At 32.1% G+C, this 16,207-nt stretch carries 19 protein-coding genes; 6 read left to right on the plus strand and 13 right to left on the minus strand.

Features of this window, described 5'->3' with window-relative positions:
* Positions 1-11: 11 nt before the first annotated feature.
* From traF to QJV33_RS11435, 3 genes are all read left to right on the plus strand, one after another.
* On the plus strand, positions 12-539 hold the full coding sequence (gene traF / locus QJV33_RS11425; RefSeq protein WP_281463529.1) for a conjugative transfer signal peptidase TraF: 528 nt from the start codon (positions 12-14) through the stop codon (positions 537-539).
* 283 nt (positions 540-822) lie between these two features.
* Entirely contained in the window at positions 823-1,017 is a 195-nt protein-coding gene (locus QJV33_RS11430; protein WP_281463530.1) for a hypothetical protein, read from the plus strand.
* A gap of 5 nt (positions 1,018-1,022) precedes the next feature.
* Complete coding sequence (locus QJV33_RS11435) at positions 1,023-1,286, plus strand: hypothetical protein (protein WP_281463531.1); 264 nt, start codon at positions 1,023-1,025, stop codon at positions 1,284-1,286.
* Positions 1,287-1,337: 51 nt separating this feature from the next.
* On the opposite strand, the gene QJV33_RS11440 is transcribed toward QJV33_RS11435, so the two are convergent.
* The 13 genes from QJV33_RS11440 to QJV33_RS11500 all read right to left on the minus strand — a co-directional run bounded on the left by QJV33_RS11440 (position 1,338) and on the right by QJV33_RS11500 (position 12,335).
* The gene (locus QJV33_RS11440) at positions 1,338-1,643 is read right to left on the minus strand and encodes a hypothetical protein (protein WP_281463532.1); all 306 of its coding nucleotides are present in this window, start codon (positions 1,641-1,643) and stop codon (positions 1,338-1,340) included.
* A gap of 155 nt (positions 1,644-1,798) precedes the next feature.
* Positions 1,799-3,025: a TrbI/VirB10 family protein gene (locus tag QJV33_RS11445; protein WP_281463534.1), complete on the minus strand. Its 1,227-nt coding sequence runs from the start codon at positions 3,023-3,025 to the stop codon at positions 1,799-1,801.
* 4 nt (positions 3,026-3,029) lie between these two features.
* A complete protein-coding gene (locus tag QJV33_RS11450) occupies positions 3,030-3,467 on the minus strand; it encodes a hypothetical protein (protein ID WP_281463535.1) in 438 nt (145 codons plus the stop codon).
* Positions 3,457-4,560 (minus strand): P-type conjugative transfer protein TrbG, encoded by a 1,104-nt coding sequence (gene trbG, locus QJV33_RS11455; RefSeq protein WP_281463536.1) that lies wholly within the window; start codon positions 4,558-4,560, stop codon positions 3,457-3,459. The genes QJV33_RS11450 and trbG overlap by 11 nt, the downstream gene beginning before the upstream one ends.
* A complete protein-coding gene (locus tag QJV33_RS11460; protein WP_281463537.1) occupies positions 4,560-5,249 on the minus strand; it encodes a VirB8/TrbF family protein in 690 nt (229 codons plus the stop codon). Before QJV33_RS11460 ends, trbG begins: the two co-directional genes overlap by 1 nt.
* Before the next feature lie 95 nt (positions 5,250-5,344).
* Positions 5,345-6,922, minus strand: a complete 1,578-nt coding sequence (gene trbL, locus QJV33_RS11465) for a P-type conjugative transfer protein TrbL (protein WP_281463538.1) — start codon at positions 6,920-6,922, stop codon at positions 5,345-5,347.
* A complete protein-coding gene (locus tag QJV33_RS11470; protein ID WP_281463539.1) occupies positions 6,923-7,105 on the minus strand; it encodes a hypothetical protein in 183 nt (60 codons plus the stop codon). It lies immediately after the preceding gene.
* Complete coding sequence (locus QJV33_RS11475; RefSeq protein ID WP_281463540.1) at positions 7,106-7,801, minus strand: hypothetical protein; 696 nt, start codon at positions 7,799-7,801, stop codon at positions 7,106-7,108.
* Complete coding sequence (locus QJV33_RS11480) at positions 7,794-10,292, minus strand: VirB4 family type IV secretion/conjugal transfer ATPase (protein ID WP_281463541.1); 2,499 nt, start codon at positions 10,290-10,292, stop codon at positions 7,794-7,796. The genes QJV33_RS11475 and QJV33_RS11480 overlap by 8 nt, the downstream gene beginning before the upstream one ends.
* A 14-nt stretch (positions 10,293-10,306) precedes the next feature.
* Entirely contained in the window at positions 10,307-10,597 is a 291-nt protein-coding gene (gene trbD, locus QJV33_RS11485) for a conjugal transfer protein TrbD (protein ID WP_281463542.1), read from the minus strand.
* Positions 10,597-10,929, minus strand: a complete 333-nt coding sequence (locus tag QJV33_RS11490) for a TrbC/VirB2 family protein (protein WP_281463543.1) — start codon at positions 10,927-10,929, stop codon at positions 10,597-10,599. The genes trbD and QJV33_RS11490 overlap by 1 nt, the downstream gene beginning before the upstream one ends.
* Before the next feature lie 17 nt (positions 10,930-10,946).
* The gene (gene trbB / locus QJV33_RS11495; RefSeq protein ID WP_281463544.1) at positions 10,947-11,924 is read right to left on the minus strand and encodes a P-type conjugative transfer ATPase TrbB; all 978 of its coding nucleotides are present in this window, start codon (positions 11,922-11,924) and stop codon (positions 10,947-10,949) included.
* A 117-nt stretch (positions 11,925-12,041) separates the two neighbouring features.
* Positions 12,042-12,335: a helix-turn-helix domain-containing protein gene (locus QJV33_RS11500; protein WP_281463545.1), complete on the minus strand. Its 294-nt coding sequence runs from the start codon at positions 12,333-12,335 to the stop codon at positions 12,042-12,044.
* A gap of 424 nt (positions 12,336-12,759) precedes the next feature.
* Between QJV33_RS11500 and QJV33_RS11505 the strand changes: the two genes are divergently transcribed.
* The 3 genes from QJV33_RS11505 to QJV33_RS11515 all read left to right on the plus strand — a co-directional run.
* Entirely contained in the window at positions 12,760-13,674 is a 915-nt protein-coding gene (locus tag QJV33_RS11505) for a helix-turn-helix domain-containing protein (RefSeq protein ID WP_281463546.1), read from the plus strand.
* 21 nt (positions 13,675-13,695) lie between these two features.
* Positions 13,696-15,705, plus strand: coding sequence for a DNA topoisomerase 3 (locus QJV33_RS11510; protein WP_281463547.1), 2,010 nt, complete (start codon positions 13,696-13,698; stop codon positions 15,703-15,705).
* Between the two features lie 103 nt (positions 15,706-15,808).
* On the plus strand, positions 15,809-16,207 hold a 399-nt coding region (locus QJV33_RS11515; protein ID WP_281463548.1), incomplete at its 3' end, for a hypothetical protein.

The raw sequence follows: 16,207 nt of genomic DNA on the forward strand, positions 1-16,207 counted from the left end.
TTGAGGTTACTATGAAAATAATTACAAGTATTGCTATTAGTATCCTTACTCTTGCCCTTCTATTAAAGGTAGGAGGGTTTAGAATTAATAGTACACCTAGTGAGCCTATGGGAATATGGCGAAGTACGAATTATGCGAATAAAGGTGATTTAGTCGAAGCATGTATTCCTCCAACAGCAACCATGATAGAAGCTAGAAAAAGAGGTTATTTGCTTAGTGGAAAATGTAAAGGAAACCTAGCCCCCGTAATCAAAAGAATAGTGGCTATAGAAGGGGATAGTGTTAGTATCGAACTAAATGGTTTATCTATAAATGGCGTTTTATTTTCTAGTAATTTAGCTTTAAAAGATTCGGATAATCGTCCTTTAAAACCAGCATTTCTAGGTAATTACCTTTTAAAAAAGAATGAAGTTTTTTTAGCCTCTAATTATACAGATAAGTCATTTGATTCTCGTTATTTTGGTGTTATAAATAAAAATAATATTTTACATGGAATGAAAGCTATTTTGGTTACAAATTGGAAGCCTAAAGGTTATTAAGAAGTATCGCAATGTATTTAGGAGTTGAAACTATGAGTTCTGATAATGAAATTCACCATTTAATAATTACTGGTGGAGGGAAAGGAAAAAGTGTTTTAGAAGATTTCCTAAAAAAAATAATGATACAATTCAAGTTATTGATATTTCTCAATCAAAGGAAGATGTCGAAAATAAAATATATGAAAAATATAATGATAAAAGACTAACAGCAATTAAAATTGCTTTTTTAAAATATACTCCTCCTGAAATTTTTGATGAATTAGATAGGTTACATGATGTTTTAATGGAGATTTTTAATATTGATCCTAGTGATGAAATGATAAAATCGTTATTTATGCTATTACCTGATGAAATTATAGGAATGGGAATATGTAATGGTTTTGATGATACAATGATAGGAGATGAAATATACACTTTTATTGAGGAGAATAAAACGGATATACAAGTTAAATTGAATATTTCAAATAAGCTAGGATAAAATTAATGTTTAAATTATCAAAAATATCAATATCCATTCTAACTTTTATTACACTATCATGTATGCAAGCAATGGCAGCAATAGCATGTGTATTTTATTTGATACTCGCTATTTTCTTTGGGCATTTTTTTAAATTCCTTTTTATCTCTATTGAGATGGCTGTTTTGGTTTATTTAATACATATTGGTTTAAAAGCTATTGATGGGGGGTTTAGTTATAGACTAATAAAATCAATTGGAGATATAGCAAAAAAAAGGAACAACTATTAATATAGTTATTCCTTATAAATACGAGCATAGAAAAAGAAATTAAAAAATTTATTACAATACCGTTCCCCATTGAGCTTGAATTAAAGCTACCCATTGCATATTAACAGCTGCACCAGGACAAGACATTAAATATTGTCGTCTCAACTCTGCCGTATGTCCTGGTAAATATCCCCAAGGGGCATAAACAACTATACTAAAATAATCAGCTATGGGCGCAGAACAACCGCCTGCTGGTGTGCCATTTCCAACCAAACCAGACATGCAGGTTAAACTTGCACATGGATTTTTAGCTTGTACAGGTTCATACATACAAATCGATATAAATAAAACTGATAATGAATAAATAACTTTTTTCATGACTTAACCATAAAAGAACATTGGCCATTAAAATCACGCCTTATTTTATTACTACAAAAAAATATGCGTTTTAATATGTACACACACATTACAGTGATTATAATAACTCTTTTATTCTGATCATTTAACATTCTAGTGTCTCCTTATATTATCTTTTAATTGTTTTTTTGAGTAATGTAGTGAACATCACCATTTCCCCAACGATCTTGATATGCTGGTAAAACCATATCTTTTCTAACCATAATATTAAACTTATACCCCGGTCTTATTGTAACCGTTGGTGGAATATTTAAACCTCGTTCAGCAAGCTGCATACCAAGTTGTCCAGTTTGCATACCGACTTGAGCTGCGACAATTTGCTGTGCATTATAGCCATTATTTCCCGTATTATTGCTTCCTAATGTATTGGGGTTTTGAGATAATTGAACACCAGCACTAAATGCAGAGACCAAAAGTGCATTTCCCATAATCTTCCACCAATGTGTATTCACTTTATCTTTAAAACCAGAATTCCCAGAAACATCAGCTCCTTGCATACTTCCTAAATCAACAGAGCTTTGATCTGGAAAAATTATTCTATCAAATACAACATCTATTCTATTTTGGCCGTATGATACTGTCTGCCTAAAAAAACCAACGATTGATGATCCTTGAGGAATTAATACTGTATTTCCTGTTGCACTATCGTAAACATTTTGACGTACTTGGGCTTTAATCATACCTGGTTTATCAGAGTTTATTGCCCCAATTAAAGCTGCTGGTATAATGGTTCCCTCTTTAACTTCTAAAGCATTACGTGCACCTGTGCGATAACTCGTTAAATAATTGCTATCTACAGGTTTTGAGTTATTTTGCAAATTCTTACCGTTATCTGTATAAAAATCTTTATCATGAATTTCTATACTTGTTTTTGTTGTTAAAGCACTACCTACTTCTTGATTTCTCTGTTGTTGTAATTGTTGTTGCGCTTGATAGTATGCTTGCCATTGCTGACTATATGGACTTACAGGCTGAGGCATTACAACAGGTTGGGAAGGAGGAGAGGCTGTTGAGGTTGATGTCGAAGACGCTGTATCTGTTTTATTACCATCTTTTGAAGGTTGGGGCTTTGGTTTTCTACTCGTATCAAATGTTTTATCTGGCGTTGTTGCTGCTGTCATATTAGATGTATCATCAGTTGTTGAGTTAGATTGATGATGATGGCTGCGTTGATTGGCTGTATATAAAATAGTTAATAACATTACAACACCAACGCCACTTCCTATTAAAATGGGAACTTTATTTACCTTTCTAACACCAACTCCCCTTTTGGGTGGTTCTGTTTTTGCCGATAAAGAAGAAGGGGTATTTTTAGGGTTTAATAAATCGTTTTCATCTGTCATTAAACTATTCCATTACTGAATAGGGGCTATTAGGTATAAAATTACCATCTTGTGCTTTACTAAATACCCTTGAAATAAGTTTATTTTTAATAAACATCCGCACCATGATTGATTGATTATATTTATCATCTGGCTCTATCCAATAACGTATTTCATAAGCATTTTGTGGACGAGCTGTTGAACTCGGAGCAATCGCAAAACCATATTGTCTTAAAGCATTTTCAATAGATTGATTAAGCTCATTATTTTGCGGTGCTGGGTTTACCCAAATTAATGCTGATCCTGCTGGTAAAACAGTTGAAGTATATTTTGCAATATCATTACTAATAACAGAGTAAGATTGCTGTTGAACATTTTCAGAATAAGAGGATTTTGGATTATATGTACTACAAGCTGATAAAGCTAATAATGTAAATATAAAAAAAATTTTATTAATTTTCATGTTTTATAGTTACTTTCTCTTTTGAACTACCAACACCTAAAACTAATTCTGCTTTATTTAATACCTTATCAACAACATAAGTATTGCCTTCTTTTCGATAGTTTACAAGTTCTTGTGTAGGGCTTGAAAAAATACCGCCATCATTTGCTAAAGCTAATAAACTTGGAGCATCGCCAGATGCCATACTAGCTGGAAATTGAATAAAAGTATGAACACCATCGCTATATACTCTTGTTGGTCTCCATGATGTTTTACCTTTTATTTTATACTTAAAATCAAGTTGTGAAACATCTCTTCCATTTTCCATTGTGTTATCTTGTTTGGCTTGAGCTTGCTGTGCGTAATATTCATTCCATTGCTTCTGCACTTCTTCTGGATATGAAAATTCTGAAATTGCCATACTTCTATTTTGTGCAGCTACAGATACCAAATTTATTGCATAAACCCTTTTATTTGTCATGATTGCAAGCGTTGTTCTTAATCCAGCATCCGTTGGTTTTATAACTAAAACCATACGATCACCTGATCGTGATGGACTGATTAACCAACGTGTTCCATCACCAATTTGCAATCCATTTTTTACTAATTTTTCGCCAGCTTCTAATTTTAATAAACACACTGTTAATGGAGCGCATACAATAGATGGTTGTGTTGCACCATAAGTAAAAACAACAGTACCATTTGAGCCAGAAGCAGGCATTGCACGTCTTGTACGCCATTTTTTGGTAATATTAACTCCTGCTGTCTCTTTATTTGTTAAAGTGACAGGGTTCTGATTAATTGGATTAATTACTGGTGGTGGCGTAATTGGATAAGAAACACCAGACGCTGGATTAACAGATGTATTATCTTGTTGCATTATAGGAGATGATGCTTGAGGCTTTAAATCAATAGTTCCTTTTGAAACAGGAGACATAGGGGGCATCATTATAGGAGGAACAGGAGACATCATTGTTGTAGTTGCAGGTAAACCAGTAGCTGGATCAACCTGTGAAATCGCAGGAACCATTACTTGAGAAAATGCAGGAGTTGAACATACAGTTAAGGCAGAAATAACAAATAAATATTTTGTTGTTCTAAAAGTATTTTTCATTATTGACGTGACCATGAAAAAGAAGTGATTAAAAGGCCAATAGGATTTACATTTGCAATTGCATCAGTTGCTTTTACAGGAACCGTCTTAAACGTAATATTAGCTGACCAATGCTCTTGTGTTTTAGTACCATCATTTTTAATTGTGACTTCATCCCAAGTGACTGTCCAAGTCTTGGTTGTATTAATATCACCCACAGCTAATGCGCTAAGATTTTGAACATCTATAGATTGCTCTTGTCCTAGAGCAAACGGCTGTCTATTAGCATACCAATCAGTTAAAGTATGATATGCAGGAGAGCCTTTTGCTAAAAAAGAATATACAGTATCGATATAATGACGCTCAGCAATAGGATCAGTTAGAACAGATCGAGCATCTCTAATCCATGTTTCTAATGCTGCTTTAATAATTACTGGATTACTAACACTAGCAACTGTAGGAACTCCACCAAAAAATGTCTGTCCTTGTTTATTTACTTCAAGAATATAAGGAACTGTTTGAGATTTATTTGCTAAATGCCAATTATTAGCCACTAAAAATGCAGACAATCCTAATGCTGCAAATGCACAATATCGCCAATTTTTAGCAGATTGAATATAACTACCATAACGCTCCATCCATTCTTGTCTTGCATTAAGATATGGATTCTCCCCCTTATCTGGCAATTTTATATTTTTTTCTTTTTTCATTGAGATGCTCTTTTTTTTTGTTTAGTAATTTAATAACAAATATATAAAAAGTAATTAAATTAAACAACATAATAATTTTGTTTTTTAAACATTTATTATGAAATAGTATTTTGTTCATCACTACTTGATTTTAGCGAATTTTGAACATTGTTTGTTTGTTGTTCACTAGACTGATCATAACTTTCTTGAAGTTGATTATCTTTTATATATTGTGCAATCCGCCCTCCTGTAGTTCCTAATCTAGTTCCTGTTCCTGTCATACGAGCATAGGCTTCTTGTTTTATTCCGCCCCATAATGCCTTACCCATTGCATTAACTGCTGTTCCCGCCTTTGCTGCTGGCGTTCCTTGGGATACACTGCCAGTATTTGCACTACCACCAGCTACACTGCCAGTATCTGCACTACCACCAGCTACATTACCAGTATCTGCACTACCACCAGCTACATTGCCAGTATCAGCACTACCACCAGCTACACTGCCAGTATCTGCACTACCACCAGCTACATTACTAGCACCAGAGCTACTACCAGTTGATTTATTAGCTTGTGAAGCTATATTACTTGCGTTTTTGACTTGACCATTTTCTGATTTACCAATTTGTTGTAAACCAATTTTAGAACTATTATTTCCAGCCTGTCCTCCCATTTTAGAAGATGACACCATATTGGATTTTTGACCTGCACTTCCACTAAATGGGTTCAAACCTCCACTACTACCGCCAATACCAGCACCACTGGCAGCTTGCCCAGCTTTAGAAGCTGCTTGAACAGCCATTCCAGCACCTGTTGCAGCCATTGTTGCCGTTGCTGCTGCCTGTGTTACCGCCTTAATACCTTGAGCTGCTGTTGATCCTGTTGCAGCACCTGAAATAAATTGCTGAGCCATATTAGGAAGTTGCATTGTAAGCAAAACAAAAACAACGCTACCAGCGATAGCTTTCCAAACCGCAGTATAATTTCCTGAATAATTCCAAGAAGCCCATCCATCTATAATATTGATTCCAGTATTTATTAAAATTTGCATTATAAATAATTTTGCACCAATACCAACAACTAGGATCAAAACTTTGTTAGCAAAGTCTCTTGTCCACTCAGAGCCACCAAACCCCATAAGTAAAACGCCAGCACCAATTAAAATATACATTTCACATAAAGCAACAACTACTAATGCAGATATCCAAGCAAACGATATAATCAAAATAAGACACGCTATCGCATATAAAACACTATCAAAAGGATGAAATATAGAAGAGTTTTTCGTAATAGCATTAGCTATATTAAATCCAACAGCAAAAATATTATTAGGATGCAGTTCTGTACTTGAAGCTGCATTTCTAAAACTTTGAATAATATCCAATGAAAATGTATATGAGTTTTCCATCAACCAAGCATAAATTCCTATAAACAGTATCTGCCTTACAATATGAGCTGCCCACTCTTGAATATCTGCACCCTGTAACCCAAGCTTTATGCTTGATCCAACAAATTGTATTCCTGCTAATATCCAGAATAAATTTTTTGCATATACTAAAACAGAGGTTGCTGTCGTTCTACTTGCTTGTTCATATGGAGAAACTATTGCTCCTAAAAAATCATCCGCAGCATGTGCAGGATAACTGAGAAAAAATAATGATAAAAGCAAAATACAAATTAAATATTTTTTATTTAACATTTAAAAGCCAGCCCCATCATGTAACCCCATATTTTGAGTATTATCGACTAACTGCTTATGAAAGGCATCTTGTGTCGCTTTCCTTGTCTCTTCATTGGAAGCATGATTTGCGCTAATGGTCACATATCCTAAAATAGCCAGTAAAATCACAATAACCGTCAAAAGTAATTTTTTATTTAACATTTAAAAGCCAGCCCCATCATGTAACCCCATATTTTGAGTATTATCGACTAACTGCTTATGAAAGGCATCTTGTGCAGCTTTTTGTTGTTCTGTAGTAGCAGCCGCTGTTGCTAAAGTTTGCCCTAAAGCAATTTGATTTTGATTCATCTTAATTAATTGAGATGTTATTTGCGCTTGAAATTCATTATTTACATTTAATGCGGAGTGCGTACCAACAGTTGCCCTTGAAGAACTTTGTATTTGATCTAATACAGTTTTATCTGAATTAGTTTGATTTTGTTGTTGTTGGTAAAAAGTTTGTAAAGTACTTAATTGATTACCATATACTTGGTGAGCCTGTTGTAATTGTTGTTGCAACTGTGGAAATTGTGAAACTGGATAATTACCAGATTGTAAACGGGTTATTATTTGATTTAAAGAACCGTTAGTTAATGCTTGTTGTTGAGTTAATTGATTCAAATTAGATAAATTATTAGTATTAGAAAACACTTGATTACCAATAGATTGTAATTGTGTAATTTGATTTTGAATTTGCTGCGCCATTGATTGCAACTGATTAGCCCATTGTGCAATCTGTGTTGCCTCTTGAGTGCATGTTGGACACAATGTTACAATTTGAGCTTTACTTATCGCTATATAAAATGGGCTAAAAATCAAAGATAATCCCATAATAAATAGAGTTTTTTTATTAAACATTTGATAACTCCTTTAATGATTGTTTTACTTCTGAATAAATATCTTCAAGAATTTCTGAACAATTTCTTTGTCTTGTCCATTCAATGACCCAATCATCACCATATTGACCTATTAACTTTCTAATTTCGTTAATATTTTCTTTTGAAGCTGCTCCCACAAAAGAAAGTGTAAGATCACCAAAACCAAAATCAATTAATCGACGACCATCTTCATTAACTACATAATATTGCCGTTGTTTTCTTGCTGTACTGATAATATCTAATTCAACATCAGAAAAACCAAATTGTTCATATATTTTACGGTTCGCTTCATTCTTAGCTTCCATATTCGGTAAATAAATCTTTGTTGCAGTTGACTCAATTAGAACATTAACCAATCCTGAATTAATTGCGTCTGCCAAACTTTGAGTTGCTAAAATAACAATACAATTAGCCTTAGCTAATGTTCTCAACCATTCTTCTAATAATTTTCGCATAAATTCATCTTGAAAGAACGTCCATGCTTCATCGATAACGACCATTGAAGGACTACCATCAAGTGACTTTATAAATTTTCTAACTAGATAAATCATAACAGGTAAAATAATTTTTTTATCTAGCCTTAGTAAATCTTCCATCTCAAAAACTGTTAATGAAGCATTATCTAAACCATCTATATCTGCATCTAAGAGATGTCCTGCTACATTACCTAATGTGTAATATGCCATAGCCTCTCTTATTCGTTCAGCTTGAACTGCGGAACAAAAACTAGTAATTGTTCTTTCATTTTTAGGAGCCATTACTAACTGTTCAATAGCTTGCTCAATATGCTTCATCTCATTTGGTAAAACATCATTTTGCATTTGCAATATACAACAATTCGCAACCCACTCTATTGCCCATAATTTATCAGCTAAAGTTTCTAAATCTGTTAATGGTGCAAATGCAAGTTGAGAATTTTCTGAACCAACTTCATAATGCCTCGCGCCAAAACGAGGATTAATTGCATTAACTAATGGAAATAAACTGTTCCCTTTATCAAAACAGCATATTTTAGCATTATTGTAACGTTTATACTGAGCAACAATAAAAGCAATTAATGAAGATTTACCTGATCTAGTTGGACCAAGTATTAAAGTATGTCCTAATTGCCCTGTATGTAAATTAAAGCGATAAGGCGTACTTCCTGTAGTAGCAGCCAAAGCTAAGGGAGGGCTATTTGGCGGAAAATAATCACAAGGACACGTTTCTTTACCAGCCCAAACTGACGCCAAAGGAAGCAAATCAGACAAATTAAGGGTATGAATAATTGGTCGTCTTACATTTTGATAAGTATGTGCTGGTAATGAACCAAAATAAGCTTCAACAGCATTAATTGTTTCTATTCTACCTCTAACACTACGCCTATTCATCTCGTTAATTATTTTAACAGCATTATCTTCTACAATATCCCTATCTTTACCCATTAAAATTATAACAGGTGTATAATAACCAAAAGTAACCATTCCGCCTTCGGCTTGTGACAAAGCATTTTGCGCCTCATTTGCCATAATTAAAGCGTCTTCGTTAATTGATCCGCCTTGTGTTTTAAACACTTGAGAAAAAAAACCTCTTGATTTCATTTTCCAAGCTTTTCTATAACTATTAAGTTCATTAACAGCTTGATGCGTATCAAGAAAAATAAAGCGTGATGACCATCTAAAAGAAATAGCCATCCCCTCTAACATATCCATTAATCCAGGATATGATTCCACTGGAAAACCTTCTACCGCAATACAATAGATAAAATTATCACCAATTTTAGGTGTTGCTCCCCCCCAAAATTCATCATTTACAATATAAGAATCAAGATATGCACCATATTTAGGAATATTGATTGCAGTCGAATCTCCACAAAGACAAAACGACAAATAATTTACTAAATGATCTCTAAATATCTCTTTTCCTTCGCTATTTATAAATGAATAGCTTTCTAATCTATTCATCTTTAAAACAGTAGATAAAGAGCCTTGAAGGTCTGCAATTGCTTGTTTAAAGCTTTTTAATAGTTTTAAACCAACATCTGTTTCTTTTTGATCGTCATCATATAGATAATCAACAACTTTTGAGTTTCTTCTCAATGGCGGTTTATATTGAACAATTAAAACTTGTTCGGTGATAAACAGAGAACCTTTATTTTCAAACTGTAATCTTCTTTCTTGATCAATTGCAGCAGTAATGGGATCAGTAAAAAAAGACTTATCTGGGGCTGGATAATGAGGGGCTGGTATTCTAGCACTATCAAACCAACACGCCCAACCACTGCCTAATCTTGAAAGAGCATCATTCACAATAGCTGTTTGATAGTTGCGCTCATAGTTAGAAGCTGCCCCCATATCTTCACCATGATATACCCATCCAGCTATTAAAGAGCCATCTTTACATAAAACGACCCCACTATCTATAAGTGCTGCCCAGTTTAATAGGTCAGCCAAACCTTTAATTTTCGAACGATACTCTTTTAGATTTAACATATATTTAGTCTTTTTTAAAAATTACATGAAGGCTTAGAACGTGGGTAATAATACCCTTTGTATTTAATTGACTTAAAATAAATACCAATCATAAAAGGGTCAGATTTTGCCATCATTCGTAAACAAAATATTCCTGTAATCCACATGAAAATTGAAACAACAATAGCTATTAAATTCATAGAGGTAACAGCCAATCCGACAGTTGCCATTATAAGCAGCAAAACAGGCTTTCTTTCACCACCCATAAGTAAATTAGCCCTGTGCAATGCTCTATAAATAGGAGTATGACGAAGACTATTATTCATTAGAAAAATACTGCCCCATTTGAGAATAAACTTGAGTAAACACTGGTTGCTAAGGCAACAAGAGCAATAATTAAAACCAGATACACAATACGTCTGGTAAACTCTGATACTTCACCACCCCAAATTAAGGTTGCACCAGCAGCGACAATACCGATAATACTTACAGCATAAGCAACAGGGCCATCCATACTCTGCATTACTGTTTGCAATGGTGTCTCCCAAGGAAGCGAGCCACCACCACCAGATGAAGCTGCATATACAGTTTTTGAACGTAGCAACATTAAAAATGAAGCTAGAAAAACAGCATTACGTTTAGTAAATATTTTTTTCATTTATTCTTATTATCCTTTTAAACAAATTTGTTTTTACATAAATTACGGGTTATGTATTTCCCATCCTTAAAGCCATCTACACTAATAATATGTGAGATGGTTCTGCCTTGTTTTGTTTTTGTAATATTAATAACCAAACCTATTGCTTCCGCTATCAAAGCGTTCATAGGATTTGGAACAACCTCAAGGCATAACTGTTCTAGTCTTAATAAAGCCCCTAATTCACCTTTATTCGCATGAATTGAAGCAAACCCACCAGGATGATCTGTTGTCCAAGCCTTTAATAATGTATGAGCTGATCCGTCTCTAACCTCACCAACATCAATACTGTCTGGTCTAAGTCGTAAAGAAAGCTTCAATAAAGCAAGCAATGAAACATGAACTGAGGTCTGTAACATTTTACAGTTATCTGCAACTCGCTTTAGCTCTGCTGTATCCTCCATAATAATTCTTCTATTATTTGGGAAAATAGATACAGCATGGCTTATACAGGTATTTAATAAAGTTGTTTTCCCTGATCCTGTACCACCAGCAACCAAAATATTATCTTTTTGTTGTATTCTCGAACATATAATATCTCTGTCTTCTTCTGACATAATACCTGATTTAATATAATCATCGAATGTTACGACTTTTGAGGTATGCCTACGGATACAAAAAGAAGGTTTTTTAACGACAGGGGGTAAAACACCAGCAAAACGAGAAACACCATCAATAGGCATTACGGCTTCAACAATAGGTTGTTCCTCTGTTGCAAACCCTTTCCAAAAGGCTGCCACTGATTTAATTGCTGCTGCTGCTTGGCTTTCTGGTAATTTTCCTATTTTTTCCATAGGAAAACCAAGACGCTCAACCCACAAAAAGCCATCGTCATTTAATATGATTTCTGTAACGTTATCCTCAAACAAAAGATTAATTACGTCTTGACCAAATTCTCGACGCATTTTCTGAATTAATCTTTGATGTTGTAAAGCTAATGGTTCTTGAGATTGCATATAACTATCTTTTGTTATCAATTTTATTGATAAAAAAATAGTTATAAACATTTATTTAAATAAAGCAATAGTTTTTTTAAAAAAATAATTATATTTAGTTAATAATTATTGCTTTATTTATTTTTTAAATCGATCAGTTCGACCTGTTGGTAGTTTCTCTTGAACTGTTCTAAAATCTTTAGGTTTATCTTTCAACATTTCTTCTAAAGTTTTATTAAACAGTAATACAGAAAATTCCTCTGCTTTATTAATACTGATTCCTACTTCTGCACGCTCGACTTGAGATATGAATGATTTGCTAGTTTTACATTTAGCAGCAACCTGCGCTTGAGATACTCCTAACATATTAATACGAAATCTTCTAAAATTATAAGCATAAGTAAATAATGCATAAGATGGTGCTTGTTTCATAAATTTCACAAAATATTGAGTAAAAAACATTGTTAATCTATAGTTAAATAAAACTATCTTCAACATAAAATTAACTATTATTAACTCTATAAAAACGAGGTTATTTTATGTTCCTTTTTATAGAACATAAAATATAAAAAATAACTATTGGCAAAAAATAAAATTTTTATTATAACTAGATTAGTTTATTAATCAAAATAAGGTTTTGTATAGATGAAAATACTCATAAAAAAATAAAAACCTTGTCACTATGAATGACAAGGTTTCTAACAAACGTTTTCCTTTAAACCTAACGACCAAGCTAATTTTAAAGAAAAAACGACATATAATTTATATATATATATAGCCTATTTAAAATTAAAAATCAATATGTAAATTAAACTAAATGTCGCTTTTTCTTTGTTAGCTTCAAAGAGCAAAAGCAATGACCATTTTTAATGATTCTTTACCAACCAAAACAAATATTAATTATATATTAGATCGTGTCGCTGATAATTTTCATCTTAATGATGCAGACTTATCTTTTATTCGTTTTTTATTAAGAAATTTAAAACAAGAAAAAATAAAACTTAACCAATTTATAATTAGCCCAAGCAACGACTATATTAAAAGAAATTTATCTAAATCTATATCAACCATACAAAGACGCATTAGAAAACTCGTTGATAAAGGTCTTATTATTTACAAACGCAGCCCTATTGGTCGCAGATTTGTAAATAATAAAAATACATATGGTTTTGATTTATCACCTTTATTTTATCGTTACAATGAATTCTTATCTTTAACAAAAAAAGCTAATGATGAATATCACATTGCGAAAGGTAATATTTTACAAAATGATACTCAAAAAAACGAAGAAAAAACAAATTTTCAATTACCCTTAATTGCAAAAAAAACGACAGAAAACTTATCCACACAATCTATAAAAATGACCTCTATGGTGGTCAAAAATGACCACCTAACATATAATAACAACAAATTTAAAAAAGAAATTAAAAATAAAGAAAAAATAATTTTATTTATGCAACAAATTGGATATAAATCTTTTTATAATCAATCTGATTTGTTTAAACTCATAGGAATAGATCAATTTAATTCTTGGAATGATGTATTAGCCACTAGTAAATCTCTTTTGATACTCTTACAAATCCATGAAAAGAAAATTAACAGTCTTTTTGCACAGTATGATTGCTTTGAAGTATTCATTATTTCATTTTTGACAGCAATTAAATACGAAAGACAACAAATTACAGATGTTAATAAATTTATTAATCAATTTTTTTACCATACCTATATAGATTTACATAAAGAAATATATAAATATATACATAAATATTGATGTATTTAAGTAGGAAAATAAATGAAATTAATTATTGCAGAAAAACCAAGCGTTGGACGAGCCATTGCAGAAAGTCTTGGCGTAATAACTTCAAATAAAACTCATATTGAGTGTAAAAACAATCATACTGTTATATGGTGTTTTGGACATTTATTTGAACTTGCTTCTCCCGAATTTTACTTAAATAAAGAAAGTAAAATTTGGTTAAAAGAAGATTTACCGATTTTTCCTGATAATTGGCAATTATTACCTAAACCAGCATCTAAAACACAATTAAAATTAATAGGTGATTTACTTAAAAAATCAGATTTAATTATTCATGCTGGTGATCCTGATCGAGAGGGACAACTGCTTATTGATGAAATTTTAGATTATTTTCATAATAAAAAAATAGTAAAAAGATTTTGGTGTAGCACACCAGATCAAAGGTCAATAACAACCGCATTAAATAATTTAGAACCAAATGAAAAATATAAATCATGGGGTAAATCCGCATATGCTAGAGCATTAGCCGATTGGCTTATTGGTATGAACCTTACAAGAGCCAATACACTTGCTTTTAAAGAGCGTGGAGGACGTGATTTAATTGTTATAGGCAGAGTTAAGACCCCCACACTTAACCTTATCGTAGAACGTTGTAATCAAATAGAAAACTTTAAACCAATTCCATATTTTAAAATTAAGGCAATTTTTGATTATAAAAATCATAAATTACATACATTATTTAAACCAAAGGAAGATCAAAAAGGTTTAGATCAAGACGGACGATTAATTGATTTAGATGTTGTAAAAACAATTACTGCTACGGTTAAATTAGAATCTAAAGGAATAATTTCAAATAATCGTCATGAAAAAAAATCAATAGGGCAGCCTAAAGGATTATCTGGTGCTGGTTTAGGAAAAATTGCTTTCAATTTGTATGGTTATTCTGCCCAAAAAACACTTGATTTATCTCAAGCCTTATATGAGAAAAAAGTCACTTCATATCCTAGAACTGACTGTGAATTTTTATCTGAAAATCAATACCAGGAATCAAAAGAAATAATCGATATTATTGCTAATATTCCTCAATATAAAGTTATTATTGATAATGCTGATTTAACGATTAAATCCAGTATATGGAATGATAAAAAAATAACCGCCCATCATGCAATTATTCCTACTTTTCATTCGTTCAATATCGATATATTGTCAAAAGACGAAGCTAATTTATATGATATTATTGTCAAAAATTATATTTCCCAATTTTATCCTAAGCATGAGTATAATTTACAAACTATTACTATTACGTGTGGTGGTTACGATTTTGGTACTAGCGTAAAAACTATTTTACAATCTGGTTGGAAATCAATTTTTGAAAATGATGAAGTCGAAGATCAAGAGCAACTAGAAGATCAAGAATTAACTCTTGATGTTCTGGTTGATGATCCTGTTTTATGCTCAGAAATTAACTTTTCTGATGAGAAGACAAAGCCCCCTGCATATTTTACAGACTCTAGTATCATAGAGGCAATGATTAACATACATAAATATGTTTCTGATGAGTATAAGAAATATTTGAAAGAAACAGATGGTATTGGAACTATTGCAACTAGGGCAATGATAATCGAAGAATTATCAAAAAAAGAGTATATTGAACGACAAGGAAAAGGTAAAAAATCAAAAATTATAGCTACAAACCTTGGTAAACAATTAATAAATAGTGTTAGCGGTAATATTAAAGAACCTGCTATTACCGCAGTATTGGAAAGACACTTACAATCGATACAAGATGGTTCTGGAGAAATTGAACCATTTTTAAATCGGCAAAAGGAATTTGTCATTAAAGAACTAGAAAGGGCATTTGATCCTAATAGACAAAATGTTATTGAGATTATTCCTTGTCCTGATTGTGGAGCTGATTTGATCAGACGTACAGGGCAAAAAGGTAAAGGTAAAACAGCAACAAAATATGATTTTTTTGGGTGTTCTGGTTATCCTAAATGTAAATCTAGTTTTAAAGTTTCTAAAGATGGGCAACCTGAATATTAAAATATGTAAATATGTATTTATATATATAAATAATTATGTTAATACATATATTAATCAATGAAAATATTAAAGTGACATTAAAAAATGAGAGGCTGATAAACAAATGAATATCCCTGATGGTCATAAGCAAGAAATCATGCAGAAGTTTGAAGAAAGTTTTTTTGCTAGAAAAAATATTGTAAAAAATCTATCAGATGGAGATGGTGCTGAATATTTTTTTGGCATGTTAGATTTGATAAATTCTCTTACAGAAGATCAAAAATTACATATCATTGATAAAGTAGACATTTATACTCTAACTATATTTGCAGAAACAGACAATGCAGAAAAAGTTTATCTGCATATGCTTAAACAAGTTAAAAAATTTTCTCCAAAATCTATAATATCTGCGGGGTTTTTCTTCATACTTTGTTCAAACGAAACTATAACTAATAAAGTATTAAAAGAAACTTTAAAAGTATTGGACAGTTCTGATACTTATATTTTTACACTTATTGCAGAA

This window comes from Commensalibacter nepenthis (assembly GCF_029953305.1).
GTDB lineage: Bacteria > Pseudomonadota > Alphaproteobacteria > Acetobacterales > Acetobacteraceae > Commensalibacter > Commensalibacter nepenthis.